General features: G+C 65.2%; 14 protein-coding genes and 1 tRNA gene. 10 read left to right on the top strand and 5 right to left on the bottom strand.

Going from position 1 to position 21,924, the window contains the following annotated elements:
* Positions 1 to 121 precede the first annotated feature (121 nt).
* A tRNA-Leu gene (locus VGN66_RS12135) sits at positions 122 to 205 on the bottom strand.
* 295 nt (positions 206 to 500) lie between these two features.
* On the opposite strand from VGN66_RS12135, the gene rpoB reads away from it, so the two are divergent.
* The gene (gene rpoB, locus VGN66_RS12130) at positions 501 to 4,685 is read left to right on the top strand and encodes a DNA-directed RNA polymerase subunit beta (RefSeq protein WP_327519069.1); all 4,185 of its coding nucleotides are present in this window, start codon (positions 501 to 503) and stop codon (positions 4,683 to 4,685) included.
* A gap of 74 nt (positions 4,686 to 4,759) precedes the next feature.
* Positions 4,760 to 9,040 (top strand): DNA-directed RNA polymerase subunit beta', encoded by a 4,281-nt coding sequence (gene rpoC, locus VGN66_RS12125; RefSeq protein WP_327519068.1) that lies wholly within the window; start codon positions 4,760 to 4,762, stop codon positions 9,038 to 9,040.
* Between the two features lie 228 nt (positions 9,041 to 9,268).
* Here the strand turns inward: rpoC and VGN66_RS12120 are convergent, their stop codons facing one another.
* On the bottom strand, positions 9,269 to 10,642 hold the full coding sequence (locus tag VGN66_RS12120) for an alginate export family protein (RefSeq protein ID WP_327519067.1): 1,374 nt from the start codon (positions 10,640 to 10,642) through the stop codon (positions 9,269 to 9,271).
* A gap of 168 nt (positions 10,643 to 10,810) precedes the next feature.
* Positions 10,811 to 11,968 (bottom strand): carbohydrate porin, encoded by a 1,158-nt coding sequence (locus tag VGN66_RS12115; protein WP_327519066.1) that lies wholly within the window; start codon positions 11,966 to 11,968, stop codon positions 10,811 to 10,813.
* Positions 11,969 to 12,073: 105 nt separating this feature from the next.
* On the opposite strand from VGN66_RS12115, the gene VGN66_RS12110 reads away from it, so the two are divergent.
* Positions 12,074 to 14,008 (top strand): methyl-accepting chemotaxis protein, encoded by a 1,935-nt coding sequence (locus VGN66_RS12110; protein ID WP_327519065.1) that lies wholly within the window; start codon positions 12,074 to 12,076, stop codon positions 14,006 to 14,008.
* 24 nt (positions 14,009 to 14,032) lie between these two features.
* Here VGN66_RS12110 and VGN66_RS12105 read toward each other — a convergent pair whose 3' ends face one another.
* Positions 14,033 to 15,541, bottom strand: a complete 1,509-nt coding sequence (locus tag VGN66_RS12105; RefSeq protein WP_327519064.1) for a YifB family Mg chelatase-like AAA ATPase — start codon at positions 15,539 to 15,541, stop codon at positions 14,033 to 14,035.
* 105 nt (positions 15,542 to 15,646) lie between these two features.
* Between VGN66_RS12105 and VGN66_RS12100 the strand changes: the two genes are divergently transcribed.
* From VGN66_RS12100 to yihA, 6 genes are all read left to right on the top strand, one after another.
* Complete coding sequence (locus VGN66_RS12100) at positions 15,647 to 15,931, top strand: hypothetical protein (RefSeq protein WP_327519063.1); 285 nt, start codon at positions 15,647 to 15,649, stop codon at positions 15,929 to 15,931.
* An 87-nt stretch (positions 15,932 to 16,018) separates the two neighbouring features.
* Positions 16,019 to 16,153 (top strand): 50S ribosomal protein L34, encoded by a 135-nt coding sequence (gene rpmH / locus VGN66_RS12095; RefSeq protein WP_224922788.1) that lies wholly within the window; start codon positions 16,019 to 16,021, stop codon positions 16,151 to 16,153.
* An 89-nt stretch (positions 16,154 to 16,242) separates the two neighbouring features.
* Entirely contained in the window at positions 16,243 to 16,560 is a 318-nt protein-coding gene (gene rnpA, locus VGN66_RS12090; RefSeq protein ID WP_327519062.1) for a ribonuclease P protein component, read from the top strand.
* On the top strand, positions 16,557 to 16,769 hold the full coding sequence (yidD, locus tag VGN66_RS12085; protein ID WP_327519061.1) for a membrane protein insertion efficiency factor YidD: 213 nt from the start codon (positions 16,557 to 16,559) through the stop codon (positions 16,767 to 16,769). Before rnpA ends, yidD begins: the two co-directional genes overlap by 4 nt.
* Before the next feature lie 20 nt (positions 16,770 to 16,789).
* Positions 16,790 to 18,544, top strand: a complete 1,755-nt coding sequence (gene yidC / locus VGN66_RS12080) for a membrane protein insertase YidC (protein ID WP_327519060.1) — start codon at positions 16,790 to 16,792, stop codon at positions 18,542 to 18,544.
* Positions 18,541 to 19,182 (top strand): ribosome biogenesis GTP-binding protein YihA/YsxC, encoded by a 642-nt coding sequence (gene yihA / locus VGN66_RS12075; RefSeq protein ID WP_224922792.1) that lies wholly within the window; start codon positions 18,541 to 18,543, stop codon positions 19,180 to 19,182. Before yidC ends, yihA begins: the two co-directional genes overlap by 4 nt.
* 17 nt (positions 19,183 to 19,199) lie before the next feature.
* Here the strand turns inward: yihA and VGN66_RS12070 are convergent, their stop codons facing one another.
* Positions 19,200 to 21,131 (bottom strand): S9 family peptidase, encoded by a 1,932-nt coding sequence (locus VGN66_RS12070; protein WP_327519058.1) that lies wholly within the window; start codon positions 21,129 to 21,131, stop codon positions 19,200 to 19,202.
* A 104-nt stretch (positions 21,132 to 21,235) separates the two neighbouring features.
* Here VGN66_RS12070 and VGN66_RS12065 point away from each other — a divergent pair, with 104 nt between their 5' ends.
* Positions 21,236 to 21,901, top strand: coding sequence for a glutathione S-transferase family protein (locus VGN66_RS12065; protein ID WP_327519057.1), 666 nt, complete (start codon positions 21,236 to 21,238; stop codon positions 21,899 to 21,901).
* Positions 21,902 to 21,924 lie beyond the last annotated feature (23 nt).

The raw sequence follows: 21,924 nt of genomic DNA, 5'->3' as shown, positions 1-21,924 counted from the left end.
GAGCCAAGTTTGGGCCAACGATATCGAGGTCATCAGCGCCGGTTGGAAGACAGCGCAGAAAGCAGCTTTGTCAGTGGGCGGCGCAGAGGCGACCGCCGCTGCGCCCAGTTTTGACCGGAAGTGGTGCCCCTGGCCGGACTCGAACCAGCATGCCTTGCGGCGGTCGATTTTGAGTCGACTGCGTCTACCATTTCGCCACAGGGGCAGCGAGCGAGCGTGGCTAGACGAAGGTCCGGGCTTGGGCAAGCGTTTAAGGCGCATGCGTTTGACACCCGCCCTGCCCCGGCCTATATCGCGGCCCTACCCCGACCGGTCGGGACATGGTGTGCCGTCGCGCAGCGCACCGTACGAATGGACCGGACGGGTATCATAGACGCTTGAGAGGCTGAGTTTTTCCCCGTTTCGACGAAGGGAATCGCTCGGCCCTTTTCGCGTCTGTTTGCGTGCCTGTCCCGGCGGATACCGGGGCGAAATTCAGGCTGAGAAGGCGAAAACAGCACATGGCAACCAAGGCGACCGAAGTTGGCGCGGCAACCCGCGCGAGCTCCAGCGGCACTGCAAAGCGCCGCATCCGCAAAGTGTTCGGCGATCTCCATGAGGTCGTGCAGATGCCGAACCTGATCGAGGTTCAGCGCGAATCCTACGAACAGTTCCTGCGGTCGGACCCGTCGATCGGTTATGTTTCGGGCCTGGAAAAGACGCTGCGCAGCGTGTTCCCGATCCGCGACTTCGCCGGCACGGCCGAGCTCGACTTCGTGACCTACGAGCTTGAGCATCCCAAGTTCGACGTCGAGGAATGCCGTCAGCGCGGCATCACCTATGCGGCGCCGATGCGCGTTACCCTTCGCCTGATCGTGTTCGAGGTCGATCCCGATACCGATGCCCGCTCGGTCCTCGATATCAAGGAGCAGGACGTCTATATGGGCGACATGCCCCTGATGACGGGCAACGGCACCTTCTTCATCAACGGCACCGAGCGCGTGATCGTGTCGCAGATGCACCGCTCGCCGGGCGTCCTGTTTGACCATGATCGCGGCAAGACGCACGCGTCGGGCAAGTACCTCTTCGCCGCACGCGTGATCCCGTATCGCGGCTCGTGGCTCGATTTCGAGTTCGACGCCAAGGACATCGTCAACGTCCGTATCGACCGCAAGCGCAAGCTGCCGGTCACAACGCTGCTCTACGCGCTGGGCCTGAACAGCGAACAGATCCTCAACCACTTCTACAACACCGTCACCTATGTGCGCGGTCCGGGTGGCTGGCAGATCCCGTTCGCGCCGGAAAACTGGCGCGGTGCCAAGCCGATGTTCGACATCGTCGACGCCAAGTCGGGCGAAGTGATCTTCCCCGCGGGCCAGAAGATCAGCCCGCGCGCCGCGAACAAGGCGGGCAAGGACGGTCTTGAGACGCTGCTGATCCCGACCGAGGAAATCTTCGGCCGCTACAGCGCGTTCGACCTGATCAACGAGTCGACCGGCGAGATCTACATCGAGGCGGGCGACGAAGTGTCGGCCGAGAATCTCGAACTGCTCGACAAGGCCGGCATCGATCGCATCGAGCTGCTCGACATCGATCATATCTCGACGGGTCCGTGGATCCGCAACACGCTCAAGGTCGACAAGGCCGAAGAGCGCGAGCAGGCGCTGTCCGACATCTATCGCGTCATGCGCCCCGGCGAGCCGCCGACGCTTGAGACCGCAGAGTCGCTGTTCGGCGGCCTGTTCTTCGATCCGGAGCGCTACGACCTGTCGGCCGTGGGCCGCGTGAAGCTGAACATGCGCCTCGACCTCGACGCCGAGGACACGGTGACGACGCTGCGCGTCGATGACATCCTCGCGGTGGTCAAGACGCTGGTCGACCTCAAGGACGGCAAGGGCGAAGTCGACGACATCGACAACCTCGGCAACCGTCGCGTGCGTTCGGTGGGCGAGCTGCTGGAGAACCAGTATCGCGTCGGCCTGTTGCGCATGGAGCGTGCGGTCAAGGAGCGCATGTCGTCGGTCGACGTCTCGACGGTCATGCCGAACGACCTGATCAACGCGAAGCCTGCGGTTGCCGCAGTGCGCGAGTTCTTTGGCTCGTCGCAGCTGTCGCAGTTCATGGATCAGACCAACCCGCTGTCCGAAGTCACCCACAAGCGCCGCGTGTCGGCGCTTGGCCCGGGCGGTCTGACGCGTGAGCGCGCTGGCTTCGAAGTCCGCGACGTTCACCCGACCCACTATGGCCGTATCTGCCCGATTGAGACGCCGGAAGGCCCGAACATCGGTCTGATCAACTCGCTGGCCACCTTCAGCCGCGTGAACAAGTATGGCTTCATCGAGACGCCGTACCGCAAGGTGATCGACGGCAAGGTGACCGACGAGGTCGTCTATCTGTCGGCAATGGAAGAGGCCAAGCACACCATCGCGCAGGCTTCGGCCGAAACCGATGGTGAGAAGCGCTTCACCGAAGATCTGGTCTCGGCGCGTCAGGCGGGCGAGTTCCTGATGGCGCTGCCCGACACGGTCACGCTGATGGACGTGTCGCCGAAGCAGCTGGTTTCGGTCGCTGCGTCGCTGATCCCGTTCCTGGAAAATGACGACGCCAACCGCGCGCTCATGGGCTCGAACATGCAGCGCCAGGCGGTGCCGCTGGTCAAGGCCGAGGCACCGTTCGTCGGCACCGGCATGGAAGAGACCGTCGCCCGTGACTCGGGCGCCGCGATCGGTGCACGCCGTGGCGGCGTCGTCGATCAGGTCGATGCCAGCCGTATCGTCATCCGCGCCACCGGCGAAGTGTCGGCGGAGGAAAGCGGCGTCGACATCTACACGCTGATGAAGTTCGAGCGTTCGAACCAGTCGACCTGCATCAACCAGCGTCCGCTGGTGAAGGTGGGCGATCTGGTCAATGCCGGTGACATCATCGCCGATGGTCCGTCGACCGAGTTCGGCGAGCTGGCGCTGGGCCGCAACGTGCTCGTCGCGTTCATGCCCTGGAACGGCTACAACTACGAGGATTCGATCCTCATCAACGAGCGGATCGTGAAGGACGACGTGTTCACGTCGATCCATATCGACGAGTTCGAAGTGATGGCCCGCGACACCAAGCTGGGGCCGGAGGACATCACCCGCGACATCCCGAACGTCGGTGAAGAAGCGCTGCGCAACCTCGACGAGGCTGGCATCGTGTACATCGGCGCCGAGGTTGAGCCGGGCGACATTCTGGTCGGCAAGATCACGCCGAAGGGCGAGAGCCCGATGACGCCGGAAGAGAAGCTGCTCCGCGCGATCTTCGGTGAAAAGGCCAGCGACGTGCGTGACACCTCGCTTCGCCTGCCGCCGGGCGTTGCCGGTACGATCGTCGACGTCCGCGTCTTCAATCGTCACGGCATCGACAAGGACGAGCGCGCGATGGCGATCGAGCGCGAAGAGATCGAGCGCCTGAAGAAGGACAGCGACGACGAGCGCAACATCCTCAACCGCGCCACCTGGTCGCGGCTGCGCGAGATGCTGCTCGGTCAGGTCGCGACCGGCGTGCCGAAGGGCCTGAAGAAAGGCTCCGAGATCGATCAGGATCTGCTCGACAGCGTCGACCGCCATGAATGGTGGAAGTTCGCGGTCGCCGACGACAAGGTCCAGGGCGATCTGGAGACGGTCAAGACGCAGTATGACGAGGCCGTCAAGCGCATCAAGGACAAGTTCGAGGACCGCCGCGAGAAGCTGGAGCGGGGCGACGAGCTGCCGCCGGGCGTGCTGAAGATGGTCAAGGTGTTCGTCGCGGTGAAGCGCAAGCTGCAGCCGGGCGACAAGATGGCCGGCCGTCACGGCAACAAGGGCATCATCAGCCGCATCCTGCCGCAGGAGGACATGCCGTTCCTTGAGGACGGAACTCCGGTCGACTTCGTGCTCAACCCGCTGGGCGTGCCGTCGCGCATGAACGTCGGTCAGATCTTCGAAACGCATCTTGGCTGGGCCGCGCGCGGTCTGGGCAAGAAGATCGGCGAGGCGCTGGACGCATGGCGTGAGGCAAATCCGAACCCGCAGGCGGGCGAAGCCCCCGAAGCGGTCAAGGAACTGCTGCTCGAAATCTACGGCGACAACTATGCCGAGCAGATCAAGAGCCGCGACAGCGCATCGCTGATCGAACTGGCGCAGAATGTCCGTGGCGGTGTTCCGATGGGCACCCCGGTGTTCGATGGCGCGGTCGAGGCGGACGTGACCGACATGCTCCGGCTCGCCGGGCTGGACGAGAGCGGCCAGGTCGACCTGTTCGACGGACGCACGGGCGACATGTTCGACCGCAAGGTGACCGTCGGGTACAAGTACGTGCTCAAGCTGCACCATCTGGTCGACGACAAGATCCACGCACGTTCGATTGGTCCGTACTCGCTCGTCACCCAGCAGCCGCTGGGCGGTAAGGCGCAGTTCGGTGGCCAGCGCTTCGGCGAAATGGAGGTCTGGGCGCTGCAGGCGTACGGTGCCGCCTACACGCTGCAGGAGATGCTGACGGTGAAGTCCGACGACGTGGTCGGCCGCACCAAGGTCTATGAGGCGATCGTCAAGGGTGACGACACGTTCGAGGCCGGCATCCCCGAGAGCTTCAACGTGCTCGTCAAGGAAATGCGCTCGCTCGGCCTCAATGTCGAACTCAAGACCAATGAGGATCTTGGCTTCGGCGAGGACGGCCACGCGATCGCGGCGGAATAAGGGGATCGGGCGCTGCCACGGCGCAGCGCCCTCCCCGGCCGGCCCAGAGATTTACCCTCCTGAGGGAAAACGACATGAATGAACTGACCAACTTCGCGAACCCGGTGGCCAAGCCGGAGACCTTCGACCAGATCCAGATCGGTATTGCGTCCCCGGACCGCATCCGTTCGTGGTCGTTCGGCGAGATCAAGAAGCCCGAAACCATCAACTATCGCACGTTCAAGCCCGAGCGTGACGGCCTGTTCTGCGCGCGCATCTTCGGTCCGATCAAGGATTACGAGTGCCTGTGCGGCAAGTACAAGCGCATGAAGTACAAGGGCATCGTCTGCGAAAAGTGCGGCGTCGAGGTCACCGTCTCGAAGGTCCGCCGCGAGCGGATGGGCCATATCGAGCTGGCCGCACCGGTCGCGCACATCTGGTTCCTCAAGTCGCTGCCGTCGCGCATCGGCCTGCTGCTCGACATGCAGCTCAAGCAGCTTGAGCGCGTGCTGTATTTCGAATCCTACATCGTCACCGAGCCGGGCCTTACGCCGCTGGAGAAGTTCCAGCTGCTGACCGAGGACGAGCTGCTCGACGCGCAGGACGAATATGGCGAGGACGCCTTCTCCGCCGGCATCGGCGCGGAAGCGGTCAAGATCATGCTCATGGACCTCGACCTTGAGGGCGAGAAGCGCACGCTGCTCGAAGAGCTGGCGGTCACCAAGTCCGAGCTGAAGCCCAAGAAGATCATCAAGCGGCTGAAGGTCGTCGAGAGCTTCCTGGAATCGGGCAACCGTCCCGAGTGGATGATCCTCGACGTCGTTCCGGTCATCCCGCCCGAACTGCGCCCACTGGTGCCGCTGGACGGCGGTCGCTTCGCGACCTCGGATCTCAACGATCTGTATCGCCGCGTGATCAACCGCAACAACCGCCTCAAGCGCCTGATGGAGCTGCGCGCGCCGGACATCATCGTCCGCAACGAGAAGCGCATGCTGCAGGAAGCCGTCGATGCGCTGTTCGACAACGGTCGCCGCGGTCGCACGATCACGGGCGCCAACAAGCGTCCGCTGAAGTCGCTGTCCGACATGCTCAAGGGCAAGCAGGGCCGCTTCCGTCAGAACCTGCTCGGCAAGCGCGTCGACTATTCGGGCCGTTCGGTCATCGTGACCGGTCCTGAGCTGAAACTGCACCAGTGCGGCCTGCCCAAGAAGATGGCGCTCGAGCTGTTCAAGCCGTTCATCTACGCGCGCCTTGACGCCAAGGGCCTGAGCATGACGCTCAAGCAGGCGAAGAAGTGGGTCGAGAAGGAGCGCAAGGAAGTCTGGGACATCCTGGACGAGGTGATCCGCGAGCACCCGGTTCTGCTGAACCGCGCGCCGACGCTTCACCGTCTGGGCATCCAGGCGTTCGAGCCGGTGCTGATCGAGGGCAAGGCGATCCAGCTTCACCCGCTGGTCTGCTCGGCCTTCAACGCCGACTTCGACGGTGACCAGATGGCCGTGCACGTTCCGCTGAGCCTTGAGGCCCAGCTGGAAGCGCGCGTCCTGATGATGTCGACCAACAACATCCTGTCGCCCGCCAACGGCAAGCCGATCATCGTGCCGTCGCAGGACATGGTGCTCGGTCTCTACTATCTCTCGATGGAGAAGCAGAACGAGCCGGGCGAAGGCATGGTGCTGGGCGACATGGCCGAAGTGCATCAGGCGCTGTTCGCGGGTGCGGTCACGCTGCACACCAAGATCACCAGCCGCGTGCCGCAGACCCTGGAAGACGGCAGCACCGTGATGAAGCGGTTCGAGACCACTCCGGGCCGCATGCTGCTCGGCGAGTGCCTCCCCAAGTCGCACAAGGTGCCGTTCGACGTCGTCAACCGCCTGCTGACCAAGAAGGACGTGGGCGACGTGATCGACGAGGTCTATCGTCACACCGGCCAGAAGGAGACCGTGCTGTTCGCTGACGCGATCATGTCGCTCGGCTTCCGTCACGCGTTCAAGGCGGGCATCTCGTTCGGCAAGGACGACATGATCATCCCGGCGAGCAAGGAAGCAACGGTCGATGAGACCCGCGCGCTCGTGAAGGATTTCGAGCAGCAGTATCAGGACGGCCTGATCACGCAGCAGGAGAAGTACAACAAGGTGATCGACGCCTGGAGCCGTTGCGGCGACGTGGTGGCGGCGGCCATGATGGACGAAATCCGCTCGGTGAAGATCGATCCGGAGACCGGCCGTGAACTGCCCGCCAACGCGATCTACATGATGGCGCACTCCGGTGCGCGTGGTTCGGCGGCGCAGATCAAGCAGCTGGCCGGCATGCGCGGCCTGATGGCCAAGCCGTCGGGCGAGATCATCGAAACGCCGATCATCTCGAACTTCAAGGAAGGTCTGACCGTCCTTGAGTACTTCAACTCGACCCACGGCGCGCGTAAGGGCCTCGCGGATACGGCGTTGAAGACGGCCAACTCGGGCTACCTCACCCGCCGCCTGGTCGACGTGTCGCAGGACTGCGTCGTCATGGAAGTGGATTGCGGAACCGAGCGCGCGCTGGAGATGAAGGCGATCGTGCAGGGCGGCAGCGTCATTGCCTCGCTGGGTGAGCGTATTCTGGGTCGCACGACCGCAGAAGACGTGGTCGATCCCAAGAGCGGCAAGGTGCAGATCCCGAGCGGCACGCTGCTCGACGAGCCGATGATCGCGCAGATCGAAGCACTGGGCGTCCAGGGCATGAAGATCCGCAGCCCGCTGGTCTGCGAAGCGAAGATCGGCGTGTGCGCCAAGTGCTACGGGCGTGACCTTGCCCGCGGCACGCCGGTGAACATCGGTGAAGCGGTCGGCGTCATCGCGGCGCAGTCGATCGGTGAACCGGGCACGCAGCTGACCATGCGTACCTTCCACATCGGCGGCGCGGCACAGCTCAACGAGCAGTCGAACCTCGAGGCACCGGTCGATGGCCGTGCCGAGTTCCGCGACCTGCGCCTGATCACCGATCAGCGTGGCCGCCGCGTGGTTCTGGCCCGCTCGGGCGAGATCGCGATCCTGGACGAAGATAACCGCGAGCTGGCGGTCCACCGCATCCCGTACGGCGCCTATGTCATGTTCGACGATGGTCACATCGTCAGCAAGGGCGAGCGCATGGCGGAGTGGGATCCGTTCACCATGCCGGTGATCACGGAAACCGGCGGCGTCGTGAAGTATCAGGACCTGATCGAGGGCAAGACGCTCGCCGAGCAGGTTGACGAAGCGACCGGCATTGCCCAGCGCGTCGTGGTCGAGAACCGCGGTGCATCGGCGAAGAAGGAAGATCTTCGTCCGCGCCTGACCCTCACCGGCGACGGTGCGGCCGAGGCGGCCCGCTACATGCTGGCACCGGGCGCGATGCTGAGCGTCGAGGACGGTGCGACGGTTCAGGGCGGCGACGTTCTGGCCCGTGTGAGCCGCGAGTCTGCCAAGACCCGCGACATCACCGGCGGTCTGCCGCGCGTCGCCGAGCTGTTCGAAGCGCGCAAGCCCAAGGAAAATGCGATCATCGCCAAGGTCTCGGGCCGCGTGGTGTTCGGCAAGGACTATAAGGCGAAGCGCAAGATCGGCATTCAGCCCGAGGATGGCGGCGAGGTCGTCGAGTATCTGGTGCCCAAGTCGAAGGTGATCGACGTTCAGGAAGGCGACTACGTCAAGCGTGGCGACAACCTGATCGGCGGCTCGCCCGATCCGCACGACATTCTCGAAGTGCTCGGCATCGAGCCGCTGGCGGAATATCTCGTTGCGGAAATCCAGGAAGTCTATCGACTTCAGGGCGTGAAGATCAACGACAAGCACATCGAAGTGATCGTTCGCCAGATGCTGCAGAAGGTCGAGATCATCGAATCCGGCGACACCACGCTCCTCGTGGGCGAACAGGTCGACCGCGACGAGATGGACGACACCAACGCAAAGCTGGAAAAGGGCCAGACCCCCGCACAGGGCAAGCCGATCCTGCTCGGCATCACCAAGGCGTCGCTGCAGACCCGCAGCTTCATCTCGGCGGCGTCGTTCCAGGAGACCACCCGCGTCCTCACCGAGGCGGCGGTTCAGGGCAAGCAGGACACGCTGATTGGCCTGAAGGAGAACGTGATCGTCGGCCGTCTCATCCCCGCCGGTACCGGTGCGGGCATGAACCGGATGCGCATCGCGGCCAACAGCCGCGACGCCGCGCTCCGCGTCCAGCAGCGCCGTCTGCAGGAAGTGCTGATCGCGCCGAACTCGGCAGCCGAGGAACGCGCGGCCGAACTGGCGCAGGATCCGATCGACGCGATGGTCACCAGCGACGCGCTGGAGAAGGTCGAAGTGTCGGGTGACGGCAGCGACGAAGCGGCCGGCGAGTATCTGAACAAGGGCGAGTAATCGCCCGCGTTCAGCATCCCGCTGACACAAAAAAAGGCCGCCGCCCGACAGATCGGGCGGCGGCTTTTTTGTTGCCTGCTGGTGCAGGGATCAGAGTTGGATTCAGCTGCCCTGAATTGCGGCACCGGTCCGCTCCCCCACCCGGCCACCCAGCGGTCGCATCATATGGGTGGCCGGGTGGGGGAGCGGGCCGGTGCCGCCGCCGTTTCAGCTTTGCTGAAACAAACTCTAAAAGAAGGTCGACACCGTCAGATAGCCAAAGCGCATGTCGCCCCGCGCCGGGGCATTGGGCGCTTCGGTGAGGAAATCACCCTTGGCCAGCAGCGCGGCACCCGCTTCGAGACGCAGCCGCTTCGGTACGACCCAGGTGCGGACACGCCCCTCAAGCTGAAGCCCGGCGTCACGGCCCGATGCACCGGTCGCGTCGCGGACCGAGGTTGCCCCGAAGCTGTCCGTCGCCGATGCCAGCCACAGTTTCTGCGCCTTGACCATGAAATCGACGCGCTTGCTCGGCTTTGCGTCGAACAGCAGGCCCGCGCTGACCACATTGGACCGGCTTACCGGGCCATAGAGGCTGATCGGCCCGAAGTCGCCGCGCCGCCCGCCGAACAGCGGGTCGAAGCGCGTATAGCTCGCTGCGCTGGTGTCACCGCTCGCATAGTCGAACACGCCGGCGACGCGCGGGGTCCAGCCGGTGGCGAGGGTGTAGCCAAGCTCGACATGCGTGGTCCCTGCCCGCACCTTGCGGTCCGTCACGTCGGCGGCCGAGGTCGAGCCGCGGATGGTGCCGTGCTGCAACGCGGCTTCGACGTCGAAATCGACCTGCCCCTTTGCGGCGGCGCGATTGATGCGCGTGCCAAAGGTGAACAGGTTGCGATTGCGGGTCTGGCGCCCGGCGCGGTCGCCTTCATCCAGCCAGAAGCCATAGGCTTCGACATTCGCCCCCGCCAGCGCCTTGGCGCGGGTGAACGATCCGCCCCAGAAATGCACCCCGGCATTGGCGCGATCCAGCTCGACCTGGTTATCCTCGATCGAGGCGCGGTCGGACGGCAGCTTGTCGAACGGGCGCACCGCGATCAGGTTCACGCGGTCGCCACGCTTGCTGCTCCAGTCAAGATTGACGCCGAGGAAGCTGGTGGGCGAATTCGACCAGTCGGGCCGGTCGAGCAGGCGGCCCGACCCGGACGAGGCCGTGAAGCGGCCAAGGCGCAGCACGCCCTTACCCTTCTGGCCCGCGACCGTGCCGAGATCGACGCCGAGATACGCCTGAAGCGGCTCGAGCGCGTTGGACTCGCTCGTCCCTGCGTTCGACTGACCATGCTGGAAATAGCTGCGCGCGTCGTCGAGTTCGCCGGTGATGTGGACGCCGCCGAAATCATAGCTCGCCTTGATCAGCGTGCGGAACGACAGCATCGCATCGCTGTCGGGCGCATTGGGGCGAACCTGCCCCTCCACCACCTCGGCGCGCGCACGGACGCTGCCTTCGATGGAGAAGCCGGTCGCATCGGCATCCTTGCCCGTTCCGGCCTGCGCAGTCCCTGCCCCGCCGACCAGCAGCGCGAACGCCGCGCCGCTCAACATGGCGGTGTACCCTGTCTTCATGCGTGATATCCTCAACCTGAAATCCGAACCTCTTTATAGACGACGCGGCGACAAATCGGCGGCGGGGCACGGCAATCGAGGGTAAGAGACTGGCGGTTTGCCGCAGTACTACCGGTACAACTTCGCTTCAGCAGCTAAAGCCAAGTATAAGTACAGTAGCACCGCCCTTCAGAACTCGAACGTCGTCCGCAGCCCGGCGACCAGCACCGCGCCGCGCCCGCGCTCCCCGGCGGGATTGACGACGAGCTGAAGGTCCGGCTGAACGCTGAGCCAGGGCGCGAGGCGATCGGAATAGGTCAACTCGAACGCGGTTTCCGCAGCCACGCTCTCGATCCCGTCCGCGGCGAGCAGACGGCGATAGCCGTGCGCGAGATAGGCCTGATTGACGCCGAAGGAGAGCTGCGCGTCTTCGCGCCCCGGGAACGGCCGGGTCATCAGCACACCCGCCTGCCAGCCGCCGCGGAACTGCGTGGTCCGGCCATCGGAGATGCCGACGCGCGCAAAGGCGGCGATTCCCGGCACGCCCTCACGATCGCGCAACTGCACCTCGCCAATCGCATAGACGCCCCATGCCGTCCGCTGGACCGGGTCACCCGCTCCGTCGGTCGCGTGAATATCGTCATGCCGGTCGGTATAACCCCAGCCACCCACGCCCAATTTGCCGCGTTCGTTGGCGATCCCGACTTCGCCGATCAGCAGCGCGCCCGAATCGAAGTCGAGATTGACGCCCTGAGGGTCGCCCAGCGTCCCGGCAGCGGCATTGAGGACCGCGAACCGCGCATAGCTGCCCCGCGTGTCAAGCTGCCGCTCGATCCGCACCGCGAGCGCGGTTGACGGAAAGATCGACGGGCCATTGGCGCCAGTCGCGGCGATTTCGGAGCCAACGCCGAATGCGGGCGCGATCAGCAATCCCGCCGCGTCGTTCGAATAGAATTCGCTGTTGAGATCGTAGAGCCCGATGCGGACGCTGGTACGCGCGCCCAGCCGCTGCTGGACCCACGCCTCGAACAGACGCATCCGCTGGCTCGCCACCTCGATATTGTTCACGCCCTGAAGCGTCGCGGCACGATCATTGGGCACGCCGCCGAGATTGTTCAGGACATGAACATGCGCCTGACCACCACTCCATCCAAGCAGCGCATCGAGATCAAGATCGGCGACAACATCCAGATTATCCAGCAGAAAAACATCGTCGCCAGCCCGCTCCGATATCGCAACGACATCGACGGTTTCGACCACCGAAATCTGGAAAGCGTCTTCGGAACGTGCAGGATGTGCGTGAATCGCAATGCAAAACGCGACGACGTTGAACAATCTATTTCGCATGATTGGCTCCTCGGCCCTGTTCATGCATATTTTAGAAGATGGCGACCGCTTTGGTTCGCAAGTTAACTATAATGATCGTGACTGCCACTTTGAGGTGATGTTGCGATGATTTCTCTGGACCGTGCCGCACGGCGGGCATCCGCGCTCATCCTGGGGCTCATGCTGCTCTGCGGCGGCGCAGGACTGACCGCGACCTGGATGCTCAGCGATGCCCTCACCCGGCAGCAGGAAGCCGCATCCCTGCTCCGATCGCATCTTGAGGCAGACATGATGCACGACGCGGTGCGCAGCGACGTACTCGCCGCGCTCGCCTCGGCCGACCCGGCGACCGGCATCAAACGCGCCGAAGCCGCCGCCGATCTCGACGATCACCTCAAGACCTTTGCCGAATCGATCGCCGAGGAGCGCGCCTATCAAGGCTCGGCGGAGATCACCAAGCTGACCGAAACGCTCGCGCCCCCCCTCGCCGCCTATGGCGCGGCCGCCAAAAAGATCGTGACGCTGGCCGAACGCGACCAGGCCAGCGCGCTCGCCGCCCTGCCCGACTTCTTCACCCGCTTCGGCGCGCTCGAAACCGCGATGGAAAGCGCATCCGAGGCGATCGAAACCCATGTCACCGAAGTCGGCGACGGCAGCCGTCGGGCGGGAATCATCGCGATGGTCCTGCTCGGCATTGCATTGGTGCTGGGCATCGGCGTCGCTGTGCAGCTATCCAGACTTGCGCAGCGTCATCTCGTCGCGCCGTTGCTCGAACTGACCGAAGCACTGCGCCGTCTGGGCTCGGGTGAGACCGACGTCACCATTCCCGCGCCGGGAAGCGTGAGCGAGCTGGGCGAACTGACCGCCGCGACCGCCGGCTTTCAGCAACAGTTGAGCGCCGCCGCCGCCGCGCGCGAGGCGCAAACCCAGCTTATTGTGAGCAGCATCGGAACCGGGCTCGGCGCCCTGTCGCGCGGCGACCTGACCGCCGAGGTGACCGCCGACCTCAATGGTCCCTTCGCCGGCCTGAAAGCGGATTTCAACGGCGCCCTCGCTAACCTGCGCGACCTCATCGGAACCGTCGTTTCAGGCGCCCGCGCGATTCACACAGGATCGAGTGAGATCGCCCACGCCTCCGACGACCTCGCCCGCCGCACCGAAGGCAATGCCGCGAGCCTGGAGGAAACCTCCGCCGCCGTCACCCAGATGAACGATCGCCTGCGCCAGACCGCCGAGGCGGCGACCCGCACCGTCGAGCGCGCGGATGGCGCAATCGCCGTCGTCGCATCGGGCCGCGCGGTCGCCGAAGAAGCCACGCAGGCAATGACCCGCGTCGCCGACAGTGCCAAGGGCATCGACGACGTGATCGAAGGGCTCGACAAGATCGCGTTCCAGACTCGCGTCCTCGCGATGAACGCAGCGGTCGAAGCCGGCCGCGCGGGTGAGGCCGGGCGCGGCTTTGCCGTCGTCGCCGACCTCGTCTCGGCGCTCGCGATGCGTGCCGAGGAAGAAGCGGGCCGCGCGCGCGAACAGCTGACCGTCACGCGCACCGACATCGGCTCTGCAGTCGAAGCGGTGCGGAAGGTCGATGGCGCGCTGGTCAATATCTCGGGCGATGTCAGCGAGGTCCACGCGCTGCTCGGCCAGATGGCGGCAGACAATCAGGCGCAGTCGGTGGCGATCACCCAGATTTCGACCGCGATCCAGGCGATGGACCATTCAACCCAGCAAAATGCAGCGATGGTCGAGCAAACCTCCGCCGCCGCACGCAACCTGTCGACCGAAGTGACCACGCTGACCGAACAATCGGCGCGCTTCAACATCGGCGCCAATGCGCCGACGCGCCCGACAGCGCCCCGCGTGTCGCCAGCCGCACCTGAGACGCCAGTCCCTGCGCCCAAGCCAAAAGCCCCCGCCAAGGCCGCCGCAAAGCCGAAGCCTGCGGCGAAACCCAAGGCTGAATCGAGTACCAAAGCCTATCGCTCGCCGGTCAAGGCGCTGCCGGTGGCAAACGGTTCCGCCGCGGTCGCAGCGGACGCCGATACATGGGATGCCTTCTGAAGGGCATCGCAACGCGATCTCAGCCTAACTCCGCGGCGCCTGTCGCCGGTAGCTGAGCGCCTCGGCGATATGGATGCGGCCGACCGTTTCGGCGCCCGCCAGATCGGCAATCGTGCGGGCGACCCGCAGCACGCGGGTATAGCCGCGCGCGCTCATCCGCATCGCTTCCGCCGCCTGCGCCAGCAGCTTGCGGCCCGGCTCGTCGGGGGTCGCCGCGCTGTCGAGCACCGGGCCGTCGGCTTCGGCATTGGTGCGCGGGCCGTCGCTGCCATAGCGGGCGCGCTGCACCGCGCGCGCCGCCGCGACGCGCGCCCCGACTTCCGCCGATCCTTCGGCGGGCGGGGGCAGGACGAGGTCGGCGGCGGTGACCGGCTGAACCTCGACGTGCAGGTCGATGCGGTCGAGCAAAGGCCCCGAAACCTTGGCCTGATAATCCGCTGCACAGCGCGGCGCGCGGGCGCAGGCGAGCGCGGGATCGCCGAGATGTCCGCAGCGGCACGGATTCATCGCCGCGACCAGCTGCACCCGCGCCGGGAAGGTGACGTGCGCGTTGGCCCGCGCTACGCTGACCGTCCCCGCCTCCAGCGGCTGGCGCAATGAATCGAGCACCGCGCGCTGGAATTCGGGGAGCTCGTCGAGGAACAGCACGCCGAGATGCGCGAGGCTGACCTCGCCCGGCTTGACCTTGAGCCCGCCCCCGGTGAGCGCGGCCATCGAGGCCGAATGATGCGGGCTGCGGAACGGCCGCGTCCGCGTCAGCCGCCCGCCCTCCAGCGTTCCCGAGACACTCGCTACCATCGACACTTCCAGCGCCTCGGCAGCGTCGAGCGGGGGCAGGATTCCGGGCAGGCAACTCGCCATCAGCGACTTGCCCGCGCCGGGCGGGCCAACCATCAGCAAATTATGTCCACCCGCCGCCGCAATCTCGAGCGCGCGCTTGGCGGTCTCCTGCCCCTTCACCTGCTTGAGGTCAGGACCGAACCCCGGCGGGTCAGCCTCCCCCGGTTCGGGCGATCCGAGCAGTTGCTGACCCTTCAAATGGTTGAGCAGGGCGATCAGGTCGGGCGCCGCCAGCACCGCGCCGGTCCCGGCCCACGCCGCCTCCGCCCCCTGCGCCGCGGGACAGATCAGCCCCTTCCCCTCCCCAGCCGCATGCAACGCCGCGAGCAGCACGCCGGGGGACGACGCGATCCGGCCATCCAAAGCAAGTTCGCCGACCACGACATAGTCCGCCAGCGCCTCGGCATCGGTCACCCCCATCGCCGCCAGCAGCGCCAGCGCGATCGGCAGGTCGAAATGCGACCCCTCCTTGGGCAAATCGGCGGGCGAGAGGTTGAGGACGATATGCTTGGGCGGCATGGCAAGGCCGATCGCCGCCATCGCCGCGCGCACCCGCTCCCGGCTCTCCGCCACCGCCTTGTCCGGCAACCCCACGATCATGAATTTAGGCAGGCCGGGAACGAGGTTGCACTGCACCTCGACGCTGCGCGCCTCCAGCCCCAGATACGCCACCGTTGAGACGCTCGCGACCATGAATCCCCCCGAATAATCCAGTCGTTGTAACGGGTTTTCGACGGCAGGGAACGGTTCGTCGTGCCTGCGTCTTGCATCTGCAACACACAACCCCACCTCGACGGGATGCGCAGCACTCCGCATCCCTTTGTGCGAATCGCCCTGCTGGCGGCCGGATGGACTCTGTTCCTTGTCGTCGCCCCGCTAGTCTCGCCCCTGCCCGGCCCGGCGGGCACGGTGGTCGCGGCGTTCGGGCTGATCCTGATCCTGCGCAATTCGCGTTGGGCGCGGATTCGATTCGTGCGACTCAAGGCCCGCTGGCCGCGAGTCGGCGCGTTCATCGACCGGATTCTGGTCCGTGGAAGCGCCAAACGCCGCCGTGCGGTGGCAAAAAGGCTCGCCGCGAATTGACTTCGCACTCCGCTTTGGCTAACGGCCCCGTTCACACGGTCGCCCCTGCGGCGACCTTTTCAGTTTCTAGAATTCAGGGAATGAGCGATGAAGCGGACCTTTCAGCCGAGCAATCTGGTGCGAGCGCGCCGGCACGGCTTCCGGTCGCGCATGGCGACTCCGGGCGGCCGCAAGGTGATTCGCGCCCGTCGCGCCCGCGGCCGCAACAAGCTGAGCGCATAAGCCTGACGCCAGCATCGCTGGCGCCACACCAGCCCGTTTCCTCAACCGGGGAAGCGGGCTGTTCTTGTTCGCCCATCCCGCTGGCGCGGATGACGCAGCGCAAGGACTATCTCGCCGCCAATGCCGGCAAGCGCGCGCCAATGCCGGGCTTTGTCCTGATCGTCCGGCAACGCGGCGACGATGACACCACGATGCGAATCGGCATCACCGTGTCGAAGAAGGTCGGCAACGCCGTCACCCGCAACCGCATGAAGCGCCGCTTTCGCGCACTGGTCCGCGAAGTGCTTCCAGTCGATGGCGTCGCGGGCGCCGACCATGTCCTGATCGGCCGCGCGAGCGGGATCGAGCGGGACTATGCGGCGCTCAAGGCCGAACTGTCGAAGGCGTTGGCGAAGGTGAAGCGGTGATCGCCCGCGTGCTCATCCTCATCGCGCGCGCGTGGCAGATCGGGCCATCGCGAATTCTGCCGCCCAGCTGTCGTTTCGCGCCAAGCTGTTCGGCCTATGCAATACAGGCGCTCTCCCGCTATGGGGCGCTCAAGGGCGGATGGCTTGCGCTGCGGCGCATCCTTCGCTGCCATCCATGGGGTGGGCACGGCTATGACCCCGTGCCCTGATGTCCTGACCGGGGAATGACGTGAAAGACGACCAGAAGAATTTCCTGCTGTTCGCAGTGATTGCCGGCCTGTTGCTGTTCGCATGGCCCGCGATCACCAGCTGGCTGTTCCCGACCCCGCCCGCCACGACGGTGACCAAGGCAGCGGATGGCACGCCCAAGGTCGTCCCCAACCCCGGCGCCGATCCCACCGCCGACACGCCGCAGGCGATCCGCGACCGCGACAGCGTGTTGCGTGAGAGCCCGCGTCTCGCGATCGAAACGCCGACGGTGCGAGGCACGCTCAACCTCAAGGGCGCGCGCATCGACGATCTGGTGCTGGTCAAGCACAAGGAAACGATCGCCAAGGACAGCCCGCCGATCCGCCTGCTGTCGCCCAGCGGCACGCGTGACGCCTATTTCGCCGGCTTTGGCTGGTCGGGTCAGGGCATCAACGCCCCCGGCCCCGACACCGTTTGGACGGCAAGCGGGTCGAAGCTGACCCCCTCCACCCCGGTCACGCTCACCGCGACCAGCGGCACGCAGCGCTTCGCGATCGAACTGTCGGTCGATGACGGCTATATGTTCACCGTCCGCCAGAAGGTCGCGAACCTGGGGCAAAAGGCAATTGCGGCGGCTGGCTATGGCTATCTGTATCGCTATGGCGCGGGCAAGGACCTCGACACCTGGACCATCCATGCCGGCCCGGTCGCATCCTATGGCGGCGCGGTCGATTACGGCGTCAACTATTCGACGGTGACGGAAGAAGGCGCAAAGCGCTTCGATTCCAAGGGCGGCTGGATCGGCTATACCGACATCTACTGGCTGACCGCTTTGGTCCCCGATCAGGGCATGCCGGTGGGCCTGAGCTTCCGTCCCGCCGCCAATGGCGCGACGCAGGCGCAGTTCGAACCGACCGCGGCCCGCCAGGTCGCCCCGGGCCAGGTGATGACGCAGACCACCCGCTTCTTCGCCGGCGCGAAGGACGTGAACCTGCTCGATCAGTATGAGGAACAGGGTGGCATCCACCTGTTCGGCAAGGCGATCGACTGGGGTTGGTTCGAAGTCGTTGAGAAGCCGATCTTCCATTATCTCCACTGGCTGTTCCGGATGATCGGCAATTTCGGCGTCGCGATCATCGCGCTGACGCTGACCGTCCGCCTGCTGCTGTTCCCCATCGCGCAGAAGCAATTCGCGTCGATGGCGTCGATGCGCGCGCTCCAGCCCAAGATGAAGGCGCTGCAAGAGCGCTACAAGGACGACAAGCCGCGCCAGCAGCAGGAGATTATGAAGCTGTACAAGGACGAGAAGGTGAACCCGCTGGCGGGCTGCCTTCCGACCCTGCTGCAGATTCCGATCCTCTACGCGCTGTACAAGTGTCTGATGCTGTCGATCGAGATGCGCCACCAGCCGCTGGTGCTGTGGGTCAAGGATCTGTCCGCGCCCGACCCGGCGAACCTCGTCAATCTGGTCCATTATCTGACCGGGATCCAGCTGCCGATGTTCCTGGCGCTGGGCGTGTTCCCGATCCTGCTCGGCGTGTCGATGTGGGCGCAGTTCAAGCTGAACCCGGCGCCGACCGACGAAGTGCAGAAGCAGATGTTCGCGATTATGCCGTGGATTCTGATGTTCGTGATGGCGCCGTTCGCGGCCGGTCTCCAGCTCTACTGGATCACCTCGAACCTGCTCACCATCGCGCAGCAGAAGTTCCTGTACATGCGCCACCCGGCGCTCAAGGAACCGATGCCCGCGACTGGCGCGGTAATCGACGCCAAGCCCGGTAAGGGGAAGAAGTGACCGAATTCGACCCCGAGCTGATCGAGAGCGCGCGCAAGACCTTTGCCGGTCCGGTCGCGTTCCTCAAATCCGCGCCTGCGCTCAACTTCCTGCCCGATGCGACGCTGCCGGAAGTGGCGTTTGCGGGCCGGTCGAACGTCGGCAAATCCTCGCTGCTCAACGCGCTCACCGGGCGCAACGGGCTGGCGCGCACGTCGAACACGCCGGGGCGGACGCAGGAGCTGAACTTCTTCGACGTCGGTGATCCGGTGAAGTTCCGGCTGGTCGACATGCCCGGCTATGGCTTTGCCAAGGCGCCCAAGGATGTCGTCAAGAAATGGCGTTTCCTGGTGAACGACTATCTGCGCGGGCGGGATGTGTTGAAGCGCGTGCTGGTGCTGATCGACAGCCGCCACGGCATCAAGGAGGTCGATCGAGACATCCTCGACATGCTCGACGCAGCGGCGGTCAGCTATCGCATCGTCATGACCAAGGGCGACAAGATCAAGCCCGCCGAACTTGCCGAAGTGACCCAGCGCACGATCGACGAGGCCCGCAAGCGCCCCGCCGCCCACCCCGACATCCTCGCCACATCGAGCGAGAAGGCCGACGGCATCGCCGAACTGCGCGCCGCGGTGATCGAGGCGGTCAGCATCTGACTGACCGCCCGCCCGGCTCAGGCCGGGTTATGCTTCGCGAGGAACGCCTCCAACGCCTTGAGAAACTCGACGCGATCTTCCTGTCGGGTGAAGTGATGGTCGGCGAGGGGCTGGACGATATAGGTCACGTCCTTGCCCGCGCTTTTGAGCTTTTGCGCCATCACCCGCGACTGGACGATCGGCACGACGCGATCCTCGTCGCCATGCATGAGCAGCACCGGGATGCTAAACGCCGCGGGGAAGTTGACCGGCGACACATCCTTGAGTTCGGGAGCCTGCGCGCGCAGCCAGTCGCCCCGCGCGCCAGCATAGAGGAAGTTGCTCTGGTGCCGCAGCATCCGGTTGAGGTCTGAAACCCCGGCATAGGACACCGCGCAGCGATATTTGTCGCCATCGCGCTGCGCCGCACGGAGCGCCGCATAGCCGCCATAGGATGCGCCGACCATGCACACCCGCTTCGGATCGGCGATGCCCTGATCGGCCAGCGCCTTGATCGCGTCGTCCAGATCGTCCTGCATCGCCAGGCCCCATTGCCCCGCACCCTTTTCCAGGAACTTGGTGCCATATCCGGTCGAGCCGCGATAATTGGGCTGGATCACCGCATAGCCGCGATCGGCTAGAAACTGCGCCCACCACTCCCACACCTCGCTGTCACGCACGCTCGGGCCACCATGCGGCATCACGATCAGCGGCAGCTTGTCCGTCTTGCCGCGCGGCAGCGTCAGCACGGCGGCGATCTCCAGCCCGTCCCGCGCCTGGTAGCGGATTGTCTTCACCGGGTGCATCCGCTTGAGCCGGATGGTGGTGTTGTCATAGGCGAGCGGGGTCAACTCACGCGTTTCGGCGCGATAGAGCAGCCAGGCGCCCGGCGTATCCGGACCGCCGACATTGACCAGTGCAGCCTGCCCGTCACGGCTCATTGAGCCGATTTCCACCTGTCCGCCCTTGACCTGCCCGGCGATCGCAGCGTGCATCGCGGCCATCTCCGGGTCGATCCAGCGGATCATCGGGCGGTTCTCTTCTACACGAACCCCGGCAAAGCCATCGCCATCCACATTCGCAATGACACCGCCGATGTCATAGCCGGGCGTCGCAAACAGCTGCTTGCCGCGCTGAAGCGTCGCGAGATCATATTCGTAGAGCGCGGAATAACCCTGCTCGTCATCCTCGATCACCAGCGCCTTGTTCTTGTCGCGCAGGAACAGCGACGGCACGGTCAGCCGGTCCTGGCCCCGCTTTGCGCGGTCCACGGTCCGCACCGGCGCATCGGCGCTCTCACGGTACAGCAAACGGCTCGACCGCCCGTCGAGGCTCGATCCGATGCCCATCCGGATCACCCCGTCGCGGTCGGCGTACCAGTCGAGCACGCCTTCGCGCGGCCCCTGAACCAGACGGCGCTTACCGGTGGACAGGTCGACTTCCTCGACCTTGGACCAGAAACCCGGGTTATCGACATAGATCGATGTCTGGTAAGCGAGCATGACGCGCGCCGAACCGTCACGGGCCATCCACACGATGTCGTCCCCGCGCTGGGCGGCGTCCTTGTCGGCAATCGGCACCATCCGGCCGGTCGATGTCTGGATGCCGATCGCGCGGCTGATGTAGAAATTGCTGCCCTCGACATTCTGCTCGCGCCCGACGCCGACGACGATCCAGTCGTCATTGACCCAGCTCCACCAGTTGAGGTCGACCTTGCCGGGGTGGATGATTGCGGGCGGTGCCCCGCCATCCAGCGTGATCACGGCGAGAAACATCTGCCCGTTACGCGCCAGCCGCGCGACGACCCGCTTGCCATTGGGCGAAATGCGGGGACGTTCGATCTGCGGAAGCTCCGCAAAGACCTCAAGCGGGAGCGGCGGGCGCACCGTTGTCGGTGCCGGTGCCGGCGTCTGGGCCAGCGCCACCGGAGCCGCAGCAAGCGCAAGCATCGCCATGAAAAGACGCGACATTACCCCCCCTATCCCGCTTCCCCGCAAACATGTCCGGGCTTGGCGCGACGCGCAAGCGATTCCGCGCGGTTGCCCCATCCCCGCCCCGCCGCTATCCCCGCGCGATGCTCAAGCTCTTTATCGGCAACAAGGCCTATTCCTCCTGGTCGCTGCGCGGCTGGCTCGCGTGCAAGCTCTCCGGGCTTCCGTTCGAGGAAGTGGTGGTCCCGCTCTACGATCAGGATTGGGACCAGCGCCGTGAGGGCGACGAGTTCGCACCGTCATCGGGCAAGGTGCCGATCCTGTGGGACGGCGACGCGGTGGTGTGGGACAGCCTCGCCATCGTCGAATATCTCAACGAGAAATCGGGCGGCGACAAATTCTGGCCGACCGACCCCGCCGCGCGCGCGATGGCGCGGTCGATGGCGGCGGAAATGCACTCGGGCTACGCCGCGCTGCGCCGCAAGCACAGCATGAACATCCGTCAGGTCTATCCGCCCAAGACCCCCGACGAAGACGTGATGCACGACATCCAGCGGATCATGGAGCTATGGGCCCAGGCCCGCGCGCGCTACGGCAGCGACGGCGAGTTCCTGTTCGGCCAGTTCGGCGCGGTCGACGTGATGTTCGCGCCGGTCGTGACCCGCTTCGTCACCTACTCCCTCCCCGTCGCGCGCTTTGCGCCTGCGTACATGAACGCGGTGCTGCAGCACCCGTTCATGCAGGACTGGATCGCCGGTGCGCAGGAAGAGGAATGGGTGATCGAGCAGTTCGAGCAGGAAGCGGTTTGAGCCTTATAAGCCCCTCCCCTTCA

Origin of the sequence: Sphingomonas sp. (assembly GCF_035998645.1) — a bacterium.
Lineage (GTDB): Bacteria > Pseudomonadota > Alphaproteobacteria > Sphingomonadales > Sphingomonadaceae > Sphingomonas.
Note: the sequence above shows the minus strand (reverse complement) of the source record. Positions and strands in the feature narration are given on the sequence as shown.

Excerpts from the sequence above, each read along its gene's own strand:
- rpoC (WP_327519068.1), top strand. The coding sequence starts at position 4,760 with ATGAATGAACTGACCAACTTCGCGAACCCGGTGGCCAAGCCGGAGACC.
- VGN66_RS12105 (WP_327519064.1), bottom strand. The coding sequence starts at position 15,541 with ATGGTCGCGAGCGTCTCAACGGTGGCGTATCTGGGGCTGGAGGCGCGC.
- VGN66_RS12065 (WP_327519057.1), top strand. The coding sequence starts at position 21,236 with ATGCTCAAGCTCTTTATCGGCAACAAGGCCTATTCCTCCTGGTCGCTG.
- rnpA (WP_327519062.1), top strand. The coding sequence starts at position 16,243 with ATGACGCAGCGCAAGGACTATCTCGCCGCCAATGCCGGCAAGCGCGCG.
- VGN66_RS12110 (WP_327519065.1), top strand. The coding sequence starts at position 12,074 with ATGATTTCTCTGGACCGTGCCGCACGGCGGGCATCCGCGCTCATCCTG.
- VGN66_RS12115 (WP_327519066.1), bottom strand. The coding sequence starts at position 11,968 with ATGCGAAATAGATTGTTCAACGTCGTCGCGTTTTGCATTGCGATTCAC.
- VGN66_RS12120 (WP_327519067.1), bottom strand. The coding sequence starts at position 10,642 with ATGAAGACAGGGTACACCGCCATGTTGAGCGGCGCGGCGTTCGCGCTG.
- VGN66_RS12070 (WP_327519058.1), bottom strand. The coding sequence starts at position 21,131 with ATGTCGCGTCTTTTCATGGCGATGCTTGCGCTTGCTGCGGCTCCGGTG.
- rpmH (WP_224922788.1), top strand. The coding sequence starts at position 16,019 with ATGAAGCGGACCTTTCAGCCGAGCAATCTGGTGCGAGCGCGCCGGCAC.
- VGN66_RS12100 (WP_327519063.1), top strand. The coding sequence starts at position 15,647 with ATGCGCAGCACTCCGCATCCCTTTGTGCGAATCGCCCTGCTGGCGGCC.
- rpoB (WP_327519069.1), top strand. The coding sequence starts at position 501 with ATGGCAACCAAGGCGACCGAAGTTGGCGCGGCAACCCGCGCGAGCTCC.